The organism is Arthrobacter sp. Y3221114 (genome assembly GCF_059092625.1).
This window is the reverse complement of record NZ_JBNHHW010000002.1, coordinates 264,865-286,504: the sequence shown is the minus strand read 5'-3', so window position 1 is coordinate 286,504 and position 21,640 is coordinate 264,865. Positions and strand designations below refer to the sequence as shown.

Here is a 21,640-nt window from a genome sequence, read left to right as displayed (position 1 = left end):
TAAAGTGGGTGCGAGCGCACGCCGCAATGGCTGCGTCCGGAGACGGACAGGAGGCCAGTGTGGAGACACGCCAGCTGCGCTACTTCGTGGCCGTTGCTGAAGAGCGCCATTTCGGCCGCGCGGCGCAGCGCCTGCACATGGCCCAGCCGCCGCTTTCGCACCAGATCAGGCAACTCGAAGAGCAACTCGGCACGCAACTGCTGGTCCGCACCACGCGCAAGGTGGAGCTGACGCCCGCGGGCGAGTTACTGCTGGACCGCGCCCGCGGCCTGCTGGCGGAGATTGAGCAGTTGGGCGAGGATGTGAAGCTGGTGGGGCAAGGCGCCAGCGGCGTGCTGCGCGTTGGCGTCGTCGGCTCCGCCACCTACCGCCTGATGCCGCGCATTGTGGACGCGGCCGGACGTCGGCTGCCCGGGCTGAAGCTCCACGTGCTGGGTGAGATGCTCACGCCGCAACTGGAAGAGGCGCTGGAAGAAAACCGGATCGACGTGGCAGTGCTGAGGCCGCCGGTCCGCTCCGGCGACCTCGAGCTCAAGTTCCTGGAGCAGGACGAACTGGTCGTCGCGCTTCCCGAAGACCACCCGCTGGCTTCCCAGGGCTTCTTGGACCTGTCCGACCTTGCCGCTGAGAAGTTTGTTTCCTATCCCCGTAATTCTGCAGTGTGCGGCATTTTCATGGATGCTTGCCGCCACGTCGGCTTTCGGCCGCGCATCGTGCAGGAGGCACGCGAGACCTCCACCCTGCTCGCATTCGTGGCCGCCGGCATGGGGCTGGCGCTGGTGCCGATGACGCGCCGTGTCTTTGCGCTGCAGGGGACCGTGCTGCGGCCGCTGCGCGATGCCCCCGCGGTCGATCTCGCCCTGGCCTGGCGCAAGGGGAACACGTCGCAGCTGATCAACAATTTCCTCGACCTATTCGATACATCCACTGCCCCGGAAGGAACCGCCCGTGAAGATTGAGCGGATTGAAGCCATTCCCTATGCGATCCCCTACACGCACCCGCTTAAGTTTGCCAGCGGCGAAGTGGCCACGGCGGACCACGTCCTGCTGCGGGTCCATGCGGACAACGGGCTGGTCGGGATCGCGGACGCGCCCCCGCGCCCCTATACGTATGGTGAGACGCAGACGTCCATTGTCTCCATCGTGGAACAGGTCTTCGGCCCGCAAGTGACGGGCCTCGACGTGCTGGACCGCGGCAAGATCCATGCGGTGCTGAACCGCACGATCCACAACCAGGTGGCCAAGGGAGCCTTGGACATTGCGCTGTGGGACCTTATGGGCAAGGCACTGTCCACGCCTGTGCACAAGCTGCTCGGCGGCTACACCGACCGCATGCGTGTCAGCCACATGCTCGGCTTCAGGCCGGCACGGGAGCTGCTGGATGAGGCACTCCGGTTTGGCGAGGAGTACGGCATCACCACGTTCAAGCTGAAAGTGGGGCGGCGGCCGCTCGCCTTGGATGTGGAAGCCTGTCATGTGCTGCGGGAAGGTTTGGGGGACGACGTCGAAATCTACCTTGACGCCAACCGTGGCTGGACCGCGAATGAAGCGCTGGAGGTCCTGCGCCGTACCGACGGCCTTGGGTTGACCTTGCTGGAGGAACCATGCGACGCCAAAGAAACCATGAGCAGACGGCGCCTGGTGGAAAAGTCCCCCATCCCGGTTGTGGGCGACGAGTCGGTTCCGACGGCGGGTGACGTCTCGCGGGAGTTGCTCTCGGGAGGCTGCAATGCCATTTGCATCAAGACTGCCCGCAGCGGCTTCACCGAGGCACAGCAAATCTTGGGCCTCTGCACCGGACTGGGTGTCGACGTGACGATGGGGAACCAGATTGATACCCAGATTGGCTCCTTGGCAACGGTGACCTTCGGTGCTGCCCACGAGGCGACCAGCCGGCGTGCCGGAGAGCTGTCCAATTTCCTCGACATGTCCGACGACCTGCTGGCAGAGCCGATCCGCATCAAAGACGGAACCATCATCGTCCGTGACATGCCGGGCGTCGGCGCGGAGATCGACGAGGAGAAGCTCAACAGGTACCGCCTGTCCTAGCCGCAGCCCGGCCGTCCGGCCCGCCGGATATGACCCACGAATAGAGGAGAAATCACATGCTGTTCCTGGCCCGCATGGAAGTCGAGTTTCCGGCACATCTGGAACCGGAAGAAATATCCCGGCTCCAAGGACTGGAAAAAGAGTACTCGCAAGCACTGCAGCGGGATGGCCGGTTCGCGGGCATCTGGCGCGTGGTGGGCGAGTACGCCAACTATTCGTTGTTTGACGTCGCATCGAACGACGAACTGCACGAAATCCTCAGCGGCTTTCCGATGTATCCGTACATGAAGATCAAGGTCACCCCGCTGGCGAAGCACCCGAACTCAATCAAATGAATGCGACGCCTTTGAGACCTCTGCCCTCTCAATAGGGGCCATTTAGGTATTTCCCTCGGGGTTGTACCGGCCTCTAGATTGGGAGGCACATCACCTCCGCCTGAATGGTTCCGCCACTTCAACCACTGGCTTCGGGCAGTAGGCCCAGCCGACCGTACATCGCACAAAGGAGCGCCATGTCCACCGAAACCAATGCCACCGCGGCTGCCTCCGGCAACGCCGCCACCGACCGTTTTCGCCAGTCCGGCAAGACCGCCGCTGTCGAGGCATCCCAGGAGCGGGTTGACCTGCTCGCCAGCAAGCTGGTCAAGGCCGTCAATGACATCGTGCTAGAAGAGCACGTGACCTACGACGAGTACAACGCCTTCAAGGCGTGGCTGATCAAGGTGGGCGAAGACGGCGAATGGCCGCTCTTCCTCGACGTCTGGGTCGAACACTCCGTCGAGGAGGTCGCCACCAGCCACCGCAAAGGCAACAAGGGCTCCATTGAAGGTCCGTATTACATCCCGAATTCCCCGGAGCAGAAGTCGCCGGCCAAGATTTCCATGCGTCCGGACGAGAAGGGCACCCCGCTGCTCTTCCAGGGCCAGGTCCGCTCCACCGAAGGTACTCCGCTGCCGAACGCCAAAATCGAGCTGTGGCACGCGGACGAGGAAGGCTTCTACTCGCAGTTCGCACCGGGTATTCCGGAGTGGAACCTGCGCGGCACCTTCATTGCCGACGAGCAGGGCAACTTCCACATCGACACCATGCAGCCGGCGCCCTACCAGATCCCGACCGACGGGGCTTGCGGCCAGCTGATCGCCGCGGCGGGGTGGCACGCATGGCGCCCGGCCCACCTGCACTTGAAGGTCTCGGCCCCGGGTTATGAACTGCTCACCGCCCAGCTGTACTTCCCGGGCGACCCGCACAATGAGGACGACATTGCCACGGCGACCAAGCCGGAGTTGATGCTCGACATCCAGCCAACCGCAGACGGCCAGGGCGTGCAGACCACGTACGACTTCGTTCTGGACCCCGAGTCCTAGCCCGGCCGGCTGACGGTCAGGAGGATGGCGTGTCGCCGCACTCTTCCCTGTCCGGTCCGGACGCCGGGGTGGTAACGGACCTGTTCGCCCGGCTGGGCGCTGCGAGATCGGTGGTCACCGCCGTCGACCGCGAGGGGATACCCTGCGGGATCGGGGCCAGCGCTGCTGGACCCGTCTCGCAGGATCCTCCGTTGCTTCAAGTGACCCTGTGGCGCAGTCCCGGCGCCAGAAGACTGGCGGACGAAGCCAAGTTCGCGGTCAATGTACTCCCCACCGTGCCGGCCGACGCGCCGCACGACTTTGCCGGGGGAGCCGCTCTCACTACCGGCTGGCGCTACGCCGACGGCGTTCCCGTCCTGAGCGGAAACGCAGCCACGATTGTGTGCTCGCCGTGGAACATGTACGACGGCGGCGACCACGTCATCCTGGTCGGGGAAGTGCTGAAATGCCTTCCCGGCGCCGCCGGCCCGCTGTCGGCTGAAGGAGCCCTGGGAGCGGGCATCAAGCAGGAGGCCGGAACGCCGCCGTGGTCTTGGGGGCGGGCCGGTTTCTTCAACCTGGAGCCGTGAGGCTATGACGACGGCGGTGGGCCGGCTTCCAAGAGCCGGCCCACCGCCGTCGTCATGCTGTGTTTTGAGGTCTAGAGCTGCGTGCCGACGGGGCCGCTGTCATTGACTTCTCCCCGCCAGGCGCCGGTTTCGGCGCCGCGGGTTTCGATGAACTCCTTGAACTTGCGCATGTCCGACTTCACTTGCTTGTCGTCGATGTTCAGGGCGGCGCCGACCTTCTCGGTGAAGGTTTCCGGATCCCACTCGAAGCGCACCGAGACCTTGGTGCTGTCGGCGCCCAGCGGGCTGAACGTGACGACGCCGGCGTGGGACTTGCCGTCGACGCTGCGCCAGGCGATCCGCTCGTCCGGCTGCTGCTCCACGATTTCGGTGTCGAACTCGCGCTCCACGCCGCCGACCTTGGTCTTCCAGTGGTTGGTGGTGTCGGTCAGTTGGGTCACGGACTCAACGCCGGACATGAAGTTCGGAAAGGATTCGAACTGCGTCCACTGGTCGTACGCTGTGCGGACCGGAACGGCTACATCAATGGTTTCTTCCACGGTTTGCATCAGTTGCCTCCTTTGGAATTGGGCCAGGGCCGCTGTTGCGCCCCTCGAGGTGGCCTCGTTGCCTACGCTACACAGGCTGGTGAAAGGTGACAACTTATTAGACAGCTTGCTGACCATTTTCTGCAGTGCGTAGGGTGGCCTGTGTAGCAATCGCAGAGTCAACCGGCAGGAGTGAATCATGCGCGCTGTAGTGTTCGAGGACTTCAAGACTTTCCCCACCATCAAGGATGTGGAGCGGCCAAAGCCCCGGGCCGGGGAGGTGCTGCTGAAGGTCGCCGGCGCCGGAGCGTGCCACTCCGATGTGGCGATCTACAACGACTTCGAGGCCGGCGGGCCGGGAGCGGTGCCGCCGCCGTTCACGCTCGGCCATGAAAACTCCGGGTGGGTCGAGGAGCTCGGGGAGGGCGTGGAAGGCTTCAACGTCGGCGATGCCTATCTGGTGTACGGGCCGATCGGCTGCGGGCACTGCAAGGCGTGTTCGCGCGGCCAGGACACCTACTGCGAGAACGCGGCCAAGATGCCCTACCTCGGCGTGGGGCTGGGGCGCGACGGCGGGATGGCCGAGTACGTCAGCGTGCCGGCGCGGAATCTGGTGCCGCTGGGCGACGCCGATCCGGTGGCCGCGGCGCCGCTGGCCGACGCTGCGCTGACTCCGTACCACGCCATCAAGCAGTCGCTGCCGCACCTGGCCGGTGGCGGCAAGTACGCGTTGGTCATCGGGCTGGGCGGCTTGGGCCAGATCGCCGTGCAGATCCTTAAGGCGCTGACCGGCGCCACCGTCATCGCCACCGACATGAAGGAAGAGGCGATGCGCAAGGCCGAAGAGGCCGGCGCCGTGACCGTTCCCGGCGGCGAGGGGCAGGCTGAGCGGATCCGTGAAATCACCGGCGGCCGCGGCGTCGATGCCGCGTTCGACTTCGTGGGCGTGGGCCCGACCGTCAAGACTGCCCACGCTTCCATGGCCCGGCTGTCCAGGCTGACGGTGGTGGGGATCGCCGGCGGCACGTTGGAGTGGAGCTTCTTCACCAACCCGTACGAGTCCGTCATCACGAACACCTACTGGGGCACCATCGAGGACCTGCATGAGGTGGTGGACATGTACAAGGCCGGGCAGATCGCTCCGGAGATCGAGCGCTACAGCATGGACGATGCGCTGGAGGCCTACCGCAAGCTGCAGGCCGGCGAACTCAGCGGCCGCGCCGTGGTGGTCCCGCACGGGAGCTAGGGAATTGAAGTACCGGCGGCGGGGTTGTGGCGGATATGAAGCGAATCGGTTTCCTGTCCTTCGGCCACTGGAGCCCCGCCGTCGGCTCGCCGGTTCCCACCGCAGGCGAAGGGCTGCTGCAGAGCATCGACCTTGCCGTTGCGGCTGAGGAGGTTGGGGTGGACGGCGCGTATTTCCGCGTGCACCACTTCGCGCGGCAGCAGTCCTCGCCGTTTCCGCTGCTGGCTGCGATTGCCGCTCGGACGAGCCGGATCGAGATCGGCACCGGCGTTATCGACATGCGCTATGAAAATCCGCTGTACATGGCGGAAGAGGCTGCGGCCACGGACCTGATCAGCGGCGGCCGGCTGCAGATGGGCATCAGCCGCGGGTCGCCCGAGCCGGCGCTGAACGGTGCGGCAGCCTTCGGGTACCGGCCGGCCGAGGGCGAGACCGATGCGGACATGGCCCGGCGCCACACCGCGGTGTTCCGTAGGGCCATCACGGGTGCGGGCATGGTCCCCTCCGACCCGAACCATCTCCAGGGCAGGCATGCCGGCATGCTTCCGGTGGAGCCCACCTCTCCCGGGTTGCCGGAGCGCATCTGGTGGGGTGCCGGGTCCCGAGCCACTGCGGTGTGGACCGCCGAGCAGGGCATGAACCTGATGAGCTCCACCCTGCTGATCGAGGACACCGGTGTGCCCTTCGACCAACTGCAGGCCGAACAGATCCACCTGTTCCACGAGGCGTGGCAGAAGGCCGGCCACGCCCATGCTCCGCGGGTGTCGGTCAGCCGCAGCGTGATGCCAATTGTCGACGACGAAGACCGCCGTTACTTCGGGCTGCGCGGCCAGGCCGACCAGCACGACCAGGTCGGCATGCTGGACGGCACCCGCTCGCGGTTCGGCAAGAGCTACATCGGGGAGCCGGACAAGATAGGCGCAGACCTGGCCAAGGACCAGGCCGTGCAGGCGGCAGATACGGTGCTGTTGACGGTGCCGAACTATCTGGGCGTTGCGTACAACACCAAGCTGTTGGACACCATCGTCCGGCACGTGGCACCGGCCGCCGGCTGGCGCTGAGACCCGGGCGAGGTCATCCGGGCCGGCTGGCGCTGGGACCCGGCCCGACGCTACAGCAGCACGTCGTTCAGGTCGTAGGAGACCGGCTCGTCCAGTTGTTCGTAGGTGCACGACTCCGGGTCGCGGTCCGGCCGCCAACGGACGAACTGCGCGGTGTGCCGGAAGCGCTCGCCCTCCATGTGGTCGTACTTGACCTCCAGCACCCTTTCCGGGCGCAGGGGCACGAAGGACAGGTCCTTGCCCCCGCTCCAGCGGCTGCCTTCGGTCGTCAGGGGTGTGCGCTTGCCGGCTTCGTGCTGCTCCCGATTCCAGGGGTGGTCGTCCGAGTCGGCAATCAGCGGCTGCAGCTCCTCAAACAGCTCCTCGCGGCGTTTCATGCTGAACGCCCCGGCCACGCCCACGTGCACCAGGGTTCCGCCGTCGTTGTACAGGCCCAACAGCAGCGAGCCCACCAGGCCGGGCCCGCTCTTGTGCACCCGGTAGCCCGCGACCACGCAGTCGGCGGTGCGCTCGTGCTTGATCTTGAACATGCTCCGCTTGTCCGGCTGGTACTTTCCGTCCAGCGGCTTGGCCACCACACCGTCCAGCCCGGCACCCTCGAACTCCCCGAACCACCTCTCGGCCACCGCCGGGTCGGTGGTGGCCCGGGTCAGGTGGATGGGATTGACGACGGCGGAGAGCGCCTTCTCCAGCGCGGCCCGCCGTTCCTCGAAGGGACGGGAGGTCAGGTCGTCGTCGCCGAGGGCCAGCAGGTCGAAGGCCACGAACCGGGCCGGTGTCTCCGCCGCGAGGAGCTTGACCCGGCTGGCCGCCGGATGGATGCGCTGCTGCAGCATCTCGAAGTCCAGCCGGTCCCCGCCTTCGCCCACCAGGATGATTTCGCCGTCCACCACGCAACGCTCCGGCAACTGCTCGCGGAACGCGTCCACCAGTTCGGGGAAGTAACGCGTCATGGGCTTCTCGTTACGGCTGCCGATCTCAACTTCGTCGCCGTCGCGGAAGATGATCGAACGGAAGCCGTCCCACTTCGGCTCGTACGTCATTCCGCCGTCGGGGATCTTGGCCACGCTTTTGGCCAGCATTGGGGGAACGGGTGGCATTACGGGCAGGTCCATGCGCCCATTCTCGGTGCTGTCCCAGCCAGTGTCCATGACCTCGCGGACACGGGCGACGCGGAAACGGGAGGGAAAGCCTGCCGGCATGCGGAACTTTGGCTGTTACACCCGCCTGCAGGGCGCTGGCCGGCGATGGATGTCCTGACGGCTGTAGACCCGGCGGGAGACGTACCTGTGGAGGCGCTTAAGCCCGGCGGTAGATGTCCGCCACCGGACACTGGAAGGGATCGGAAGCGGCTATTCCTACGGCGCCCAGATAGTGGACGATGGCCGCATAGGAAGCCAGCAGGCTGGTCTCCGTGTACGGGATGGAGTGCTCGCGGCAGTATTGGCGAACCATCGGCGCCGCCTTGCTCAAGCAGGGACGGGGCATGTCGGGGAATAGGTGGTGTTCGACCTGACGGTTCAGGCCGCCCATCAGGAGGTCCATGATCCAACCGCCGCGGATGTTGCGGGAGGCCGTCACCTGGCGGGTGACGAAGTCCGGCCGGCTGGATTTGGAATAGATCGGCATGCCCTTGTGGTTCGGCGCAAACGACGCGCCCATGTAGAAGCCGAAGACCGCCATCTGCACGCCGATGAACGCGAAGGCCTGCCCCAAGGGGAGCAGCCAGAAGACAACCGTGAGCAGCACCGCGGCGCGGGCCACGAGGATGCCCAGTTCCAGCCAGCGGTGCTCCACCTTGCCCTGCCGGATCAGGTACTTGAAGGAATCCGCATAGAGGCTAAAGCCCAGGAACGGCAGCAGCGGGAACAACAGGTAGCCCTGCAGCCGCGTGACACGCACCATGGCGCCGCGGCGGCCGGCCGCAGCATCCGGGTGGAAGGCGATAGACCCCGTCCTGATGTCCGGGTCCTTGTCCACGGTGTTGGGAAATCCATGGTGCTTGGTGTGTTTGCGCATCCACATGGCGTAGCTAATGCCCACCAGGCAGGTGCCAACCAGCCGGGCAGCCCATTCGTTGACCCGCTTGGTCTTGAAGACCTGCGAATGGGCCGCTTCGTGGGCGAGAAAGGCGAACTGTGTGAACAGTATTCCCATGCCGGCCGCGATCAGAAGCTGGAACCAGCTGCTCCCGAGCAACGAGAATCCCGTCCAGGCCGCGGCCAGCAGCAACGTGAGCACTGCGAAGAGGGTGATGTAGTAGCCCCTGCGCCGGGTCAGCAGGCCGGCGGACTTCATGCGGGCCATGAGTGCCAGGTACCCGGCCGCGATACTGTTGGGCGCGCGGGACGGGCGAGCTGGTTCGCGATCGAAATTGGGCTGGGGAGCCGTATTGGTCTGGGGCTCGGGCTGAAAGTCCATGACATGCCTTGCGTCCGGCGGGTTGATAACGTCGGTGCAGCCGGCCGTAAAGCTTCAGCACCAGTCTTGTGAACTTACCGCCGCAGCGCCAGGTTGTCACTGGTAGGAGGCGCTCCGGCCATCATCCGGACCGAATTCGCATGCTGTGAGGACGCGAGGGACTGCTGCGGCGGACCGCTGCGCGCTTCTAGTGACGAGCATTCGGCCGCGGCGCGGTGGGTAAGTACTCCATCGAGTCGAGGGATGAGCTGACCAGCGGCCGGTACCGGCCCCCGGGGGTCGCTTCAGGGTCGTTGGCGGGGGCATAGGCAGCATGGAGGTCCTTGCTGATGGCCTGCGAGGCGGCCTGGAGCAACCGCACAAACGGGATGACGGCGGCGTCGTCATTCGGCACCACCACGCCCACCGAGGCGACGACCACGTTGTTGACCCCTCGCACAGGGACAGCAATCCCCCTCGCCTCGGGGTGAATGTAGCCGCTGCCGCAGGCATAGCCGTCAGCGCGGATTTGCCGGAGCAAGGAACGCAGGTTGTCGGGTGCTTGCACGGTTTGGTCGGTGTAGCGGAACAGGGCGCCGGCGAGCACCTCGTCCTGGAATGCGGAATCAGAGTGGGCGAGCAGCACAAGCCCGCTGCTTGAGGCATGCAGCGGCAGCCGTCCGCCCACCAGCGTCACATTCACCACGGCATCCCGCGTGGATAAGCGCTCTAGGAACAACACTTCGTGCCCCTCCAGGATGCCCAGCTGGGTATGCTGCCGCACCCGTGCCTGCACCTCCTGCAGGTACGGTTTGGCGATTTCACGCAGCCCCAGCGCACCGGGAGTCCGGCAGGCGATTTCCCACAGTCGAACGCCCAGCCGGTAGGTCTTGTCGGGTTGGCGTTCCAGCAGGCCGAACTGCTCCATTTCCGCCACCAGCCGATGCGTGGTCGCCAAGGCGAGGCCGCTGCGGGCGGCCAGTTGGGACACGGTGAGGAACACGGCGTCCACGTCGAAGGCGCCCAAAACCTGCATGATGCGGCTCAAGGCAGAACGCCCGGCTGAAGCTCGCGCCACCTAAAGTTTCCTTTCATCGGAAAACCTACTGTTCCCAGATTGTGTCACAGCTCATAGTTCTGTGTGTGTCGGCAGAGCAGCCGGAACAACTTAGCGCAGGGCGAAGACGCCCGTGGGAAGGAAAGAGATGCTTCGACGGAGAGACATCACCACAGGGGCAACCTTCGCCATCATGACGACGGCGGTGTTTGCCCTGAGTGCCTGCGGGGGCGGTGCCGCAGCAGGCGCCGGCGCAGGGGACGAGCCCGTCCAAGTGGGCTACTTCCCGCTGGTCCACACGTCCACCGCGGTCAACGCCGATGAAACCGGAATCTTTCAGGACAACGGCCTTGATGTCGAGCTCGTGCAGACGCAGGGCGGGGCCGCCGCTATTCCAGCCCTGGTCTCCGGCAGCGTCGACTTTACCTACAGCAACTACACCTCCATGCTGCTGGCAGTGGAGCAGGGCCTGCCCCTTCGAATGGTTTCAGGCAACGACGTCGGCAGCTCCGACCACGGCATCTTCGTCGCCGCCGGGTCTGGCATCGAGAAGATTGCAGACCTCAAGGGCAAAACATTCGCGGTGAACAACCTGCAAAACATCGGAACGGTAGCCATCAAATCGCACCTTGAAGACGCCGGGATGGACGCCGGAGACGTCGACCTGGTCGAGATGCCTTACCCCGACATGCAGGCCGCGCTCGAACGGGGAGCGGTGGATGCCATCTGGCAGGTCGAACCGTTCCAGGCCAGCGCAAAAGCGGCAGGACTGGTCAAGCTCGGCGACCTGTTCGGCGGGCCCGTGTCAGACATGCCGGTGGCCGGCTGGGTCACCACTGAAGCCTTCGCCACGGAAAACCCGGAAGCAGTGGCAGCCTTCCAAAAATCCATCGCAGCATCCGCCGAGGAACTGCAGGACAACCGCGAGCGGCTGGTCGAACTCGTGCCGACCTTTACCAAGGTGACGGCCGACGTCGTCAAGGCGGTGGAGATGCCCAAATTCCAAGGGGACCTCGACGTGGAGCAGCTGCAAAAGACCGCCGACCTGATGCTCAAGTACAAGATCACCGACAGCGAGCTGGACGTCCAGTCGCTGGTCGCAAAGTAGGAGGAATCCATGACCGCCGAAACCCTGGCCGCCAACGTCCCGGCGCTGGACCTTGATCCGTTCAGCGACGACTTCCTCACCGACCCGTACGACGCGCATGAGCAGATGCGCGAAGCCGGCCCGGTATTTTGGCTGGATCGGTACGGCATCTACGGCGTTGCCCGCCATGACGAGGTATCCCAAGTGCTGGCGGACCATGAGACCTACGTCTCGTCCCGCGGCGTCGGAATTTCCGACTTCGCCAAGGAGAAGCCGTGGCGCCCGCCGAGCCTGCTGCTGGAGGCCGACCCGCCGCAGCACACAAAGGCGCGGCACGTGGTCACCAAGATCCTGACCGTCAAAGTGCTGCGTTCGCTGAAGGAAGGCTTTCAACGGCGCGCTGACGAACTAGTGGCGCGGGTGGCGGCCAAGGGCGGTGAGATCGACGGTGTCGCCGAGCTGGCCGAAGCCTATCCGCTTGAGGTGTTTCCGGACTTCATCGGTTTGCCCAAGGACGGGCGGGAGAACCTGCTGCCGTACGGTTCCATGGTGTTCAACACCTTCGGGCCGCGCAACAGTCACTTCGAGCTGGCCTTGGAACGCGGCGCCAAGGCACAGGCGTGGATCATGGAGCAGTGCCAGCCGGGCGCTCCGGCTCCGGGCGGGCTGGGCGCGCAGATCCATGCCGCGGCCGCGGAGGCCGGGTACAGCGAGGAGGACCAGGCCAAGCTGCTTCGCTCATTCCTCTCGGCCGGCGTGGATACCACCGTGCACGGTATCGGCAATGCCCTCCAGTGCCTGGCAGAGAACCCGGAACAATTCGCGGCCCTGCGCGAGGATCCTTCGCTGGCGCGCGCGGCCTTTGAGGAAACAGTGCGCTACTCCTCGCCTGTCCAGACGTTCTTCCGCACCACCAACAAGGACACGGAGCTCTCCGGCCTGACCCTTCCAGAAGGCTCCAAGGTCCTGATGTTCCTGGCCGCCGCCAATCGAGATCCGCGACAGTGGGAGAAACCCGACACGTTCGACATCCAGCGCAAAGCCACAGGCCACGTGGGCTTCGGGTTCGGCGTCCACGCCTGCCTCGGCCAGATGCTGGCCCGCCTGGAAGGCGAGTGCTTCCTCACGGCCTTGGCCCGCCACGTGAAGCATCTTGAACCGGCCGGGGCGCCGAAGCAGCAGCTGAACAACACTCTGCGCGGGCTGGACAGCTTGCCGCTGCGGCTGACAGCCGTCTAAGAACGAAAGAAAGGACCGGGCAATGCCCAAAGTAACGTTCATTCACCCCGACGGCATCCAGACCGTGCTGGACGCCGACGCCGGCACCAGTGTGATGCGGACAGCAGTTTCCCATGGGGTCCCGGGCATCGTCGCCGAGTGCGGCGGGTCCGCGATGTGCGCCACCTGCCACGTCTACGTGGAGGGGCATCTTGACGGCTTGCCGGCGGTCAGCGACGTGGAGGATGAGATGCTGGACTGCGCTGCCTCTGCGCGCTCCGCCAATAGCCGGCTCTCCTGCCAGCTCCCCGTCGAGGCAGACATTGTCGTTCGGTTGCCGGAAGCGCAGGTCTGAACGTGGCAGTCGACGCGGGCACCCTCATTATCGGCGCCTGCCAAACAGGAGTGCAGTTGGCGGCCAGCCTGCGCGACCACGGCGACTCGTCGCCGATCACCCTCGTGGGGGAGGAGCCGCATGCTCCGTATCAGCGTCCCCCGTTGTCGAAAAACCTGCTCGGAGGGTCGGTAGATGCGGCTGCCCTGTCCTTCCGCACCGCGGACTGGTACCAGCGCCAGGACATCCGGTTGGTTACCGGCGGGCGGATCGTGCAGATTGAACGGAACAGCGACGGCGGTGTCGCCACCTCAGCGGACGGGCGGAGGTTCCGCTTCGCCCGGCTTGCGCTGGCCACCGGCGCTGCCGCGAGGCGGCTGCCACTCGAAGGGTCGGAATTTGCCGGCGTGCACTACCTGCGCGATGCCTCAGACGCTGAAAACCTGGCCGCGGATCTGGCGGCCGCCCGCCACGTCGTTGTGATCGGCGGGGGCTTCATCGGGCTCGAAGTGGCGGCTGGAGCCCGCGCCGCGGGCAAACACGTCACGGTGCTCGAGGCAGCACCGCGACTGGTCGCGCGCGCGGTTGCCGAGGAGACCAGCGAATACTTCCGTGCCGCGCACCAGCGCAGGGGGACGGATGTGCTGCTTAATGCACGGATCGTTCGACTGGCCGGCGGGGGAGGCAAAGTAAGAGGCGTGGAACTTGCCGATGGCACCGAGGTAACGGCCGACGTCGTCCTGATCGGTGTGGGTGTGGTACCGCGGACGGAACTTGCCGAACAGCTGGGGCTGTCCGTGGACAACGGGATTTTGGTGGACGAGTACGGCTTGTGCTCCGACGGGTCGACGGTGGCGGCGGGAGACTGTGCCAACTTGCCCAACCCCTACTTACGCGGCAGCGGCGGCAGGCTGCGGATGGAGTCTGTTCCGCACGCCATCGAGCACGCGAAAACTGCCGCCGCCAGCCTGCTGGGAGGCCGAGAACCGTACCGGATGCTGCCGTGGTTCTGGTCCGACCAGGCGGACATCAAACTGCAGATCGCCGGCCTCTCCGCGGGCTTCGACCATACAGTGCTGCGGGGAGATGCCGCCGGTGACAGGTTCAGCCTTCTGTACTACCGGGAGAGCAGGATCATTGCCGCGGACAGCGTCAATTCTCCGGCGGACTTCATGGCGGTACGAAGTGCCTTGGTCAATGGCCAAGACATCCCGGCCGACGCGGCCGCGGACGGCAGCGTCCGGTTGAAGGAACTGATAGCGGAACCCGCCGGCGTCTGAGCAGATCCGTCCGGCCCTTTGAGACCAGGGGCCAGCGCAGCTTGCCGCGAGTCCGGTGCCCGAAAGTCACCATCCCGAACCGGGCCGTCTCGAAGGCGCAAAGATCAGCGGGCCCCTTTCCACGCGTGGAAAGGGGCCCGCTGATCAGTCGATGCCAAACCGGTTAGTCGGCGATGTAGAACAGGCGCTTGTTGACAAACTCGTCCATGCCCAGCGGCCCGAGCTCGCGTCCGAAGCCGGAGCGCTTCACGCCGCCGAACGGAATGTCGGCGCCTTCTCCGACTCCGTTGACGTTGGCCATGCCAACCTCCAGTTGCTGGGCGATCTTGCGGGCGCGCTCCTCGTCGGTGGAGAAGACAGCGCCGCCCAGGCCGTAGTCGGTGTCGTTGGCCAGTTCCAAGGCTTCCTCGTCGCTGCTGACCTTGTAGACCACGGCCACCGGGCCGAAGAGCTCTTCGCGGTAAGCGCGCATTTCCGGAGTGACGCCGGTCAGAACGGCCGGGGCCAGGTAGGCGCCGGGGCCATCGTGCAGGGTGCCGCCGGCGTGCAGGGTGGCGCCCTTGTTGACGGCGTCCTTGAGCTGCTCGGCCAGCCCTTCGGCGGCGGCCCGGGAGGAGAGCGGAGCGAAGGTGCCCTCGGCTTCTTCCGCCGGGTCGCCGGGCTTGAGATCCTTCGCCAGATTGGTCAGCTCCGCCACGAAGTCGTCGTAGATGTCCTCCATGACGATCATGCGCTTGTTGGAGTTGCAGGCCTGCCCGGTGTTCTCGATGCGGGTGGCCCACGCCTGGGCGGCAGCCGCCTTGACGTCGTCGGTGTCCAGCACCACGTAGGGGTCGGAACCGCCCAGTTCCAGCACGGCCTTCTTCAGGTTCTTGCCGGCGAGCTCGCCGATGATGGCGCCGGCCCGTTCGGAGCCGGTTAGCGAGACGCCCTGAACGCGCGGGTCGGCAATGATGTCCGCGATCTGCTCGTGGCTGGCGAAGAGGTTGATGTAGACGCCGTCGGGCACACCGGCGTCGTCCATAATCTTCTGGATGGCCAGGGCCGAGCGGGGGCAGGTCTCGGCGTGCTTGAGGATGATGGTGTTGCCCAGCATCAGGTTCGGCGCCGCGAAGCGGGCCACCTGGTAGTAGGGGTAGTTCCACGGCATGATGCCCAGCAACGGGCCGACCGGCAGCTTCTGGATCATGGCGCGGCCGCCGCCGATGGCCTTGATTTCCTGGTCCGCCACCAGCTCGGGGCCTTCAGTGGCGAAGTAGCTGAAAATGTCGGTGCAGAACTCGGCCTCGCCCTTGGACTCGGACAACGGCTTGCCCATTTCCTCGGTGATGATCGCGGCCAGCTCGTCGGCCCGTTCGGTGAACAGTTCCGCGATGCGGGACACCACCTTGGCGCGGTCCGTGATCGGCGTGGCCTTCCACGCTGTGTAGGCGGCCTGGGACCTCGCGAGGGCGTCCTTGACCTCGGCGTCGGTGGCGGTGGGGAACTCCTCGACCACCTCGCCGGTGGACGGGTTTTGGACCCGGTAGCCCGGCTGGGTGGATGAAGCGGCGTGGGAAGTGGTGGTCACAGCCCTGATCTCCTTCAGATAATGACATAGCAGCGGGACGGCGGCGCGGCCGTCTCCGCTTCCCATCTTGTACCGTCCGGCCGGTTATGTGAAGTGAGTTACGCTCACGGCATGAGACCAAGAAGCCCGGCACCGCCAGGTTGATCGGTAGCCCGGTCACGATGGGGTCCAGTCCGGCCCGTCCGCACGCCCTGAGGTGTCCGGCGAACCGCTGCCGGGCTCCCGTTCCTAGCGCGGGCCGCGCAGCCTGTCCATCTCCCGCCGGTCCTTCTTGGTCGGCCGGCCGGTGCCCCTGTCGCGCTGCGGAATGCCGAGCGACGGCATGGCCGGGCGCGGCGGCGTGTGGTCGGTGAAGCAGTGTGAGGCCGCCTCGGCACCTACCCGCTTGGCGATCAGCCGGCGCACTTCCAGAATTCGCTCGTAGCCGGGCTGCCGCACCCGCAGGGTATCGCCCGGTACCACCGGCTGGGAGGCCTTGACCGGGTTGCCGTTCAACCGGACGTGTCCGGCGCGGCAGGCGGCGGTGGCCGCGGAGCGGGTCTTGTAGGCGCGGATGGCCCACAGCCACGCATCGACGCGCACCGAGCTCGGGGTATTGGCGGAAGTGTTCATGGCCCCTCCGAGTCTAGCGCCGCCGCGGCGGCGGCCCCGGCCGGGCGGATCACGCCGCCGCCGTCACCGTCCCTCCCACGCGCGCCGTGGTTTTTCCTTTCACCCTCTGTTCACAGCCGGTTAGCCCGCAGGCTCACTGGCGCTGTGAAGCTCGATGGCGGGGGAACCCGGCAAACCACTACGAAGGGCGTCATATCCCATGGCATCTCGCCTGTTCCGAACATTGACCACATCCGCCGCGGCCGTCGCCGTCGGCGCTACCCTCGCGGCCGCCCCGGCGGCCGGCGCGCAGATCAACCCCGGCGGGCAGGATGAAGCCCCGCTGCTGATCGGCCACCGCGGGGCCGCCGGCACCGCCCCCGAAAATACGGTCGCGGCCTTCAAGGACGGGCGCGCCTCCGGGGCCGACTTCTTCGAGATCGATGTCCAGCTCAGCGCCGATGGCGTGCCGTTCCTGTTCCACGACGACACTCCCGCCCGCACCACCAACGTGGAGGAGGTATTCCCCGAGCGTGCCGGGGACCCCATCACGTCCTTCACTTGGGATGAACTGCAGCAGCTCGACGCCGGATCCTACTTCGGCGCCAAGTACCAAGGGGAGCGGATCCCGCACCTGGATGACGCGGCGAAGATTGCCACGGTGAAGACCGGCGTGTACATCGAAATCAAGTCGCCGAAGAACTCCCCGGGCATCGAACAGCTCGTCGCCGACGAGCTCCGCACCGATGCCACCTGGAAAAAGCTTGTTGCGGCCGACAAGGTCCAAGTCCTCGGCTTCGACGAGGCCTCCAACCGCACCTTCGCCGACCTGGCCCCCGAGATCGCGCTGCAGCAGCTCTCGAGCACAGTCCCGGCTCCGGCCACGCTGGAATCCTGGGCGGCCTTTGCCGATTCGATCGGCACCAACTACCGCACCCTGACGGCGCTGAATGTAGCAGACGCCAAGGCCGCCGGGCTGGTCGTCGGCGTTTACACCGCCAACTCGCCCGAGGCCGTCCAGCACTCCATTGACCTCGGCGTCGATGCCGTCACCGGTGACTTCCCGATCCAAACCATGCGCTATCTGGACGGGCGGAAGCCCTTCCCCGCGGGCACCGGCCTGGAAATCGCGGGCGCGGTGAATGACCCGGCCGGCAGCGACGTCCAGCCGGAAACAGGCGAGCACGTGGTGCTGCGCAACACCGCCAACCACAGCGTCGACGCCAGCGGCTACATCATCCGCGACGCGGCGAACAATATCCTTGCTGTGGGCGAGGGCTACGTGCTTGCCCCCGGCGCGGAGTTGCGGGTCTACACCGGTCCCGGCACCAACAGCGCCGAGGCCTACTACAACAACGGCACCGCGTCACTGCTGAACAACGGCGGCGACTCCATGGCACTGTGGACCCCGCAGGGCACGCTGCAGGACGTCTTTGCTAACTAAGCGGCAACCGTCTTTACGGACGACGCCGGCCCCTCGGGCAGGGCTTCCGCCCCGCCGAGGGTCCGGCGTCGTTTTCATCCGCCGCCCCGAAAGTTACGAGGTCGGTGCTCCCTCGCCGGAGTCCCGGTACCCGAACGGACGCCAGCCAAGGAGCGGTTCATTTTGCCGCGCAAACATCAAACGTCTAACGTTTAGGGGTGACATCGAACCGACTGCCATTCGAGGGCGCCAGCGGCGGACAGGAGCCGGGCGGGGAGGACGTCCCTGCGGTGGAGTTCGCCGAGGCTCTGGCACCTGAGCTGGACGTGCGGGAGCCGGTCCCGGCCCCGGCCGCGCGCGGCCGCTGGTTCATCGCCGTGGCCGTGGCCGCCGTGATACTCATCGGGCTGAACCTGCGGGCGGGCATTGCCAGCGCGGCCGCGCTCTTCCACGACCTGCAGCAGCTGCTGGGGTACGGGCCGCTGGTCGCCGCCCTGCTGCCCACCGTTCCCGTACTGTGCTTCGCGGTGGCAGGAGCCGCGACCGCCTGGCTGAGCAACCGCGTTGGACTGGAACGGGCCATCGCGCTCGCGCTGACACTGTTGATTGCCGGACTGGGCCTGCGGGGGATCGAGTCCGTCGGGATGCTGCTGGCCGGCACGGTGGTGTCCATGTCCGGACTGGCGGTCTGCAACGTGGCGCTGCCGGCGTTCATCCGCAAGTACTTCGCTCACCGGCCGTCGACAATGACCGGCGCCTACACCATCTCCATGTCCGTGGGCGCCACCCTGGCCGCCGCAGTCAGCGTCCCACTGGCCGCGCAGTTGGACTCGCCGTCGCTCGCCCTGGCCGCCTGGGCGCTGCTGGCAGTCGTCGGCCTGGCGGTGTTCCTGCCCATGGCTTTGGCCGGCAGGCGCGAGTCAGGCACCCGGACCCGGAGCCACTCGTCGCCGTGGCCGCTGCTGCTCACGCGCAAAGGCGCGCTGCTCACCGGCCTGTTCACCATCCAGGCGCTGCTCGTCTATACCGTGATGGGCTGGCTGCCGTACATCCTGATCTCGCGCGGGGTGGATGCCGCGGCGGCCGGGCAGCTGCTCGCGCTGGTCCAGCTGGTGTCCATCCCCGCCGTCGTCCTGCTGCTGGCAATGGCAGCCCGCCCGGGCCTGCTGCGGCCGGCCTTCATGATCACCTGCACGGCGTCGCTGGCGGGCTATCTCGCCCTGCTCGTGCTGCCCGCCGAACTCGCCGTGCTCCCCGCGGTTCTGATCGGCCTGGGGTTTGGCGTTTTCCCGCTGCTGATGCTGGTGATCAGCCGCAGCGGTTCCGATGCCGCCGAAACCACGGCGCTGTCCACGCTGGCCCAATCGGTGGGCTACCTCTTCGCCGCCTTGGGCCCGTTCGGCCTTGGCCTGCTGCACGATGCGCTCGCCGACTGGACCATCCCGCTGGTGCTCCTGGTGGCCGGCGCGGCGCTGCAACTGCTGCTGGCCCACGCGGTCAGCGGCCTGGTGCGGAAGGCGCGGGCGTGAGGTCCGGCCCGCTCCAGCGGCCGCCGCTGGCGGAGGAAGTCACGTCCAGGCTGCGGGAGTCCATCGCGGCGGGGCAGTGGCAGCTGGGTGCCCGGATCCCTCCGGAGCCGGAACTGATGGCAAGTCTGGGCGTTTCCCGCGGCACGCTGCGCGAGGCAGTTAAGGCGCTGGCCCACGCCGGGATGCTCGAGGTGCGCCGCGGCGACGGCACTTACGTGCGGGCCACCAGCGAGATCAGCGGCACCGCACGCCGCGCCTACCGCGAGTACGACGACGAGGACGTGCTTCAGGTGCGCTTTGCGCTGGACACCCAGGCCGCGCGGCTGGCGGCGCAGTCCGTGCGGTCGGAGCCGTCAACCGATGGTGGCGCCGTGGAGTCGCTGCGGGAAATGCTGGCCCGGCGCCGGCGCGCTTGGGCGGAGCAGGACCTGGAGGGCTGGATTGCTGCGGACTGGGACTTCCACCTGGCCGTGGCCGAGGCCTCCGGCAACCCGCTGCTGCACGAGCTGTACGGCAGCTTTGGCGACGTGTTCCACGGGGCAAAGATGGCCCAGCGATTGCGGGACGGCTTCGATGGGTGCCTGCGCGCCGGACACGAGGACCTCGCGGAGGCCATCGCGGCCGGGGACGAAGAAGCCGCGGTGCGGACCGTCACCGCCAACCTGCGCTACTGCCTGAAATGGATGCCGCAGAAAGGCCAATAGCGCCCCGCCAGCGCCGAGCGGCGGCGGGGCTTTGGCCGCCACGGCCGGGCTTGTGGCACGATGCCGCGCAGGCGGGGTACCTTGAATCACGAAGCCCGGACTGTCGGGAAGCAGGGAACGAGGAAAGCTGGCGATGTCCACTTCGACGAAACCGTCCGGAAGCACCCGGAAGACGTGGCTGAAGATCACCGCGGCAGTGGCCGCCGCCGTCGTCGTGCTTCTGTTGTTGGTGTTGCTGGCCAAGTGGCTGCGGACGATGCCGGGTGTCCAGGACTTCCTGGCCGCCTACCCGGGCCGCTCCGAACTGCCCGAGTCCGCGCCCGTCGGGTTGCCTGCCTGGCTGGGCTGGCAGCACTTCCTCAACTTCTTCCTGATCGTGTTGATCATCCGCACCGGCCTGCAGGTGCGCGCCGGCACGCGCTCGCCGGCGTACTGGACCCGCAACAACAAGGGCCTGGTGAAGACCAAGAACCCGCCGACAAAGATCACCCTGAATCTGTGGTTCCACCTGACCCTGGATGCGTTGTGGGTGCTGAACGGCATCGTCTTCATGGTGCTGATCTTCGCCACCGGGCACTGGATGCGGATCGTGCCCACCAGCTGGGACATTTTCCCGAACGCGCTCTCCGCCGTGCTGCAGTACGCTTCGCTGGACTGGCCGCTGGAGAACGGGTGGGTGAACTACAACGCGCTGCAGCTGCTGACCTACTTCGCGACCGTCTTCATCGCCGCCCCGCTGGCCATCGTCTCCGGCCTGCGCACCTCCGCCGCCTGGCCCAAGCGGGCGGCGGTCAACAAGTACTTCCCGATTGAGGCGGCCCGGGCCATCCACTTCCCGGTGATGGTGTATTTCGTGCTGTTCATCATCGTGCACGTGACCCTGGTGCTGGCCACCGGAGCGCTGCGCAACCTCAACCACATGTACGCGGCTACGGACGACGGCGGATGGACTGGCTTCTGGATCTTCGCGGCCTCCATCGCGGTGACGGTGGCGGCCTGGTTCCTGGCCCGCCCGATCTTCCTGCGGCCGATCGCCTCGCTGACGGGCAAGGTCACCAGCCGCTGACGGGCAAGGCCGCCAGCTCGCTGACGGGCAAGGTCACCAGCCGCTGACGCGCAAGGCCGCCAGCGGCTGACGCGCAAGGCCGCCAGCGGCTGACGGTGCGCATCCAGACCGCGTGGCCGCCTGACCGCTGCCGGAGGGAGCACCGCTACACTGCCCTCCATGATCACCGTTGCGGCCATCGCCGCGTGCATTGTCTTCGCGCTGTTGGCCGTCTTCCAGATCCTGCTTGCCGCGGGCCTGCCGCTGGGCCGGTTCGCCTGGGGAGGAAGCCACCGTACGCTGCCAACGAAGCTGCGCCTTGGAAGCGCGGTCTCGGTAGTCCTGTATGCGTTCTTCGCGTTCATCATCATGGACCGGGCCCAGCTTCTCGACACGCTGCCGGAGACCGCTTCGCTCGTCTTGATCTGGATCCTGACGGCGTACCTGTTCGTCGGCGTCCTCATGAACGCCATCTCGCGCAGCAAGCCCGAGCGGTGGACCATGACGCCGGTCGCGTTGGCGCTGGCCGGCCTGAGCCTGGTGGTTGCCCTCGGCTGACAGGCATTCCGGCCCTTTGGCCGGCGGGG

At 66.5% G+C, this 21,640-nt stretch carries 22 protein-coding genes; 16 read left to right on the top strand and 6 right to left on the bottom strand.

Annotated features, from left to right (window positions below; genetic code table 11):
* The first annotated feature begins 59 nt into the window (after positions 1–59).
* From AC5RV3_RS05390 to AC5RV3_RS05370, 5 genes are all read left to right on the top strand, one after another.
* Entirely contained in the window at positions 60–959 is a 900-nt protein-coding gene (locus AC5RV3_RS05390) for a LysR substrate-binding domain-containing protein (protein ID WP_494121238.1), read from the top strand.
* Positions 949–2,049 carry an enolase C-terminal domain-like protein gene (locus AC5RV3_RS05385; protein WP_494121237.1) on the top strand — a complete coding sequence of 367 codons (1,101 nt, stop codon included), beginning with the start codon at positions 949–951 and terminating at the stop codon, positions 2,047–2,049. The genes AC5RV3_RS05390 and AC5RV3_RS05385 overlap by 11 nt, the downstream gene beginning before the upstream one ends.
* 56 nt (positions 2,050–2,105) lie before the next feature.
* Positions 2,106–2,384 (top strand): muconolactone Delta-isomerase, encoded by a 279-nt coding sequence (gene catC, locus AC5RV3_RS05380; protein WP_494113220.1) that lies wholly within the window; start codon positions 2,106–2,108, stop codon positions 2,382–2,384.
* 176 nt (positions 2,385–2,560) lie between these two features.
* A complete protein-coding gene (catA, locus tag AC5RV3_RS05375) occupies positions 2,561–3,412 on the top strand; it encodes a catechol 1,2-dioxygenase (RefSeq protein ID WP_494121236.1) in 852 nt (283 codons plus the stop codon).
* A 29-nt stretch (positions 3,413–3,441) separates the two neighbouring features.
* Entirely contained in the window at positions 3,442–3,981 is a 540-nt protein-coding gene (locus AC5RV3_RS05370; RefSeq protein WP_494121235.1) for a flavin reductase family protein, read from the top strand.
* A gap of 71 nt (positions 3,982–4,052) precedes the next feature.
* Here AC5RV3_RS05370 and AC5RV3_RS05365 read toward each other — a convergent pair whose 3' ends face one another.
* Entirely contained in the window at positions 4,053–4,529 is a 477-nt protein-coding gene (locus tag AC5RV3_RS05365; protein WP_494121234.1) for an SRPBCC family protein, read from the bottom strand.
* A 178-nt stretch (positions 4,530–4,707) separates the two neighbouring features.
* Between AC5RV3_RS05365 and AC5RV3_RS05360 the strand changes: the two genes are divergently transcribed.
* Both AC5RV3_RS05360 and AC5RV3_RS05355 read left to right on the top strand, forming a co-directional pair.
* On the top strand, positions 4,708–5,754 hold the full coding sequence (locus AC5RV3_RS05360; RefSeq protein ID WP_494121233.1) for an NAD(P)-dependent alcohol dehydrogenase: 1,047 nt from the start codon (positions 4,708–4,710) through the stop codon (positions 5,752–5,754).
* Positions 5,755–5,789: 35 nt separating this feature from the next.
* Entirely contained in the window at positions 5,790–6,815 is a 1,026-nt protein-coding gene (locus tag AC5RV3_RS05355) for an LLM class flavin-dependent oxidoreductase (RefSeq protein WP_494121232.1), read from the top strand.
* A 50-nt stretch (positions 6,816–6,865) separates the two neighbouring features.
* Here the strand turns inward: AC5RV3_RS05355 and AC5RV3_RS05350 are convergent, their stop codons facing one another.
* The 3 genes from AC5RV3_RS05350 to AC5RV3_RS05340 all read right to left on the bottom strand — a co-directional run bounded on the left by AC5RV3_RS05350 (position 6,866) and on the right by AC5RV3_RS05340 (position 10,293).
* On the bottom strand, positions 6,866–7,930 hold the full coding sequence (locus AC5RV3_RS05350) for an ATP-dependent DNA ligase (RefSeq protein ID WP_494121231.1): 1,065 nt from the start codon (positions 7,928–7,930) through the stop codon (positions 6,866–6,868).
* 184 nt (positions 7,931–8,114) lie between these two features.
* A complete protein-coding gene (locus tag AC5RV3_RS05345; protein WP_494121230.1) occupies positions 8,115–9,236 on the bottom strand; it encodes a fatty acid desaturase family protein in 1,122 nt (373 codons plus the stop codon).
* Positions 9,237–9,423: 187 nt separating this feature from the next.
* Entirely contained in the window at positions 9,424–10,293 is an 870-nt protein-coding gene (locus tag AC5RV3_RS05340; protein WP_494121229.1) for an IclR family transcriptional regulator, read from the bottom strand.
* 127 nt (positions 10,294–10,420) lie between these two features.
* Here AC5RV3_RS05340 and AC5RV3_RS05335 point away from each other — a divergent pair, with 127 nt between their 5' ends.
* From AC5RV3_RS05335 to AC5RV3_RS05320, 4 genes are read left to right on the top strand one after another with little or no spacing between them, the layout of a single operon-like run.
* Positions 10,421–11,380 (top strand): ABC transporter substrate-binding protein, encoded by a 960-nt coding sequence (locus tag AC5RV3_RS05335; protein ID WP_494121228.1) that lies wholly within the window; start codon positions 10,421–10,423, stop codon positions 11,378–11,380.
* Between the two features lie 9 nt (positions 11,381–11,389).
* The gene (locus tag AC5RV3_RS05330; protein WP_494121227.1) at positions 11,390–12,598 is read left to right on the top strand and encodes a cytochrome P450; all 1,209 of its coding nucleotides are present in this window, start codon (positions 11,390–11,392) and stop codon (positions 12,596–12,598) included.
* A 22-nt stretch (positions 12,599–12,620) separates the two neighbouring features.
* Positions 12,621–12,932: a 2Fe-2S iron-sulfur cluster-binding protein gene (locus tag AC5RV3_RS05325; RefSeq protein WP_494121226.1), complete on the top strand. Its 312-nt coding sequence runs from the start codon at positions 12,621–12,623 to the stop codon at positions 12,930–12,932.
* A 2-nt stretch (positions 12,933–12,934) separates the two neighbouring features.
* Positions 12,935–14,191, top strand: coding sequence for an NAD(P)/FAD-dependent oxidoreductase (locus AC5RV3_RS05320; protein ID WP_494121225.1), 1,257 nt, complete (start codon positions 12,935–12,937; stop codon positions 14,189–14,191).
* A 163-nt stretch (positions 14,192–14,354) separates the two neighbouring features.
* On the opposite strand, the gene AC5RV3_RS05315 is transcribed toward AC5RV3_RS05320, so the two are convergent.
* Together AC5RV3_RS05315 and AC5RV3_RS05310 are read right to left on the bottom strand one after the other, a co-directional pair.
* On the bottom strand, positions 14,355–15,761 hold the full coding sequence (locus AC5RV3_RS05315) for an NAD-dependent succinate-semialdehyde dehydrogenase (protein ID WP_494121224.1): 1,407 nt from the start codon (positions 15,759–15,761) through the stop codon (positions 14,355–14,357).
* Between the two features lie 228 nt (positions 15,762–15,989).
* Positions 15,990–16,373: an RNA-binding S4 domain-containing protein gene (locus AC5RV3_RS05310; protein WP_493989720.1), complete on the bottom strand. Its 384-nt coding sequence runs from the start codon at positions 16,371–16,373 to the stop codon at positions 15,990–15,992.
* Positions 16,374–16,572: 199 nt separating this feature from the next.
* On the opposite strand from AC5RV3_RS05310, the gene AC5RV3_RS05305 reads away from it, so the two are divergent.
* The 5 genes from AC5RV3_RS05305 to AC5RV3_RS05285 all read left to right on the top strand — a co-directional run bounded on the left by AC5RV3_RS05305 (position 16,573) and on the right by AC5RV3_RS05285 (position 21,611).
* A complete protein-coding gene (locus AC5RV3_RS05305; protein ID WP_494121223.1) occupies positions 16,573–17,796 on the top strand; it encodes a glycerophosphodiester phosphodiesterase family protein in 1,224 nt (407 codons plus the stop codon).
* A 197-nt stretch (positions 17,797–17,993) separates the two neighbouring features.
* The gene (locus AC5RV3_RS05300; RefSeq protein ID WP_494121222.1) at positions 17,994–19,304 is read left to right on the top strand and encodes an MFS transporter; all 1,311 of its coding nucleotides are present in this window, start codon (positions 17,994–17,996) and stop codon (positions 19,302–19,304) included.
* Positions 19,301–20,008, top strand: coding sequence for a FadR/GntR family transcriptional regulator (locus AC5RV3_RS05295; protein ID WP_494121221.1), 708 nt, complete (start codon positions 19,301–19,303; stop codon positions 20,006–20,008). The genes AC5RV3_RS05300 and AC5RV3_RS05295 overlap by 4 nt, the downstream gene beginning before the upstream one ends.
* Before the next feature lie 133 nt (positions 20,009–20,141).
* Positions 20,142–21,074 (top strand): cytochrome b/b6 domain-containing protein, encoded by a 933-nt coding sequence (locus AC5RV3_RS05290; RefSeq protein WP_494121220.1) that lies wholly within the window; start codon positions 20,142–20,144, stop codon positions 21,072–21,074.
* A 159-nt stretch (positions 21,075–21,233) separates the two neighbouring features.
* Complete coding sequence (locus AC5RV3_RS05285) at positions 21,234–21,611, top strand: hypothetical protein (RefSeq protein ID WP_494121219.1); 378 nt, start codon at positions 21,234–21,236, stop codon at positions 21,609–21,611.
* Positions 21,612–21,640 lie beyond the last annotated feature (29 nt).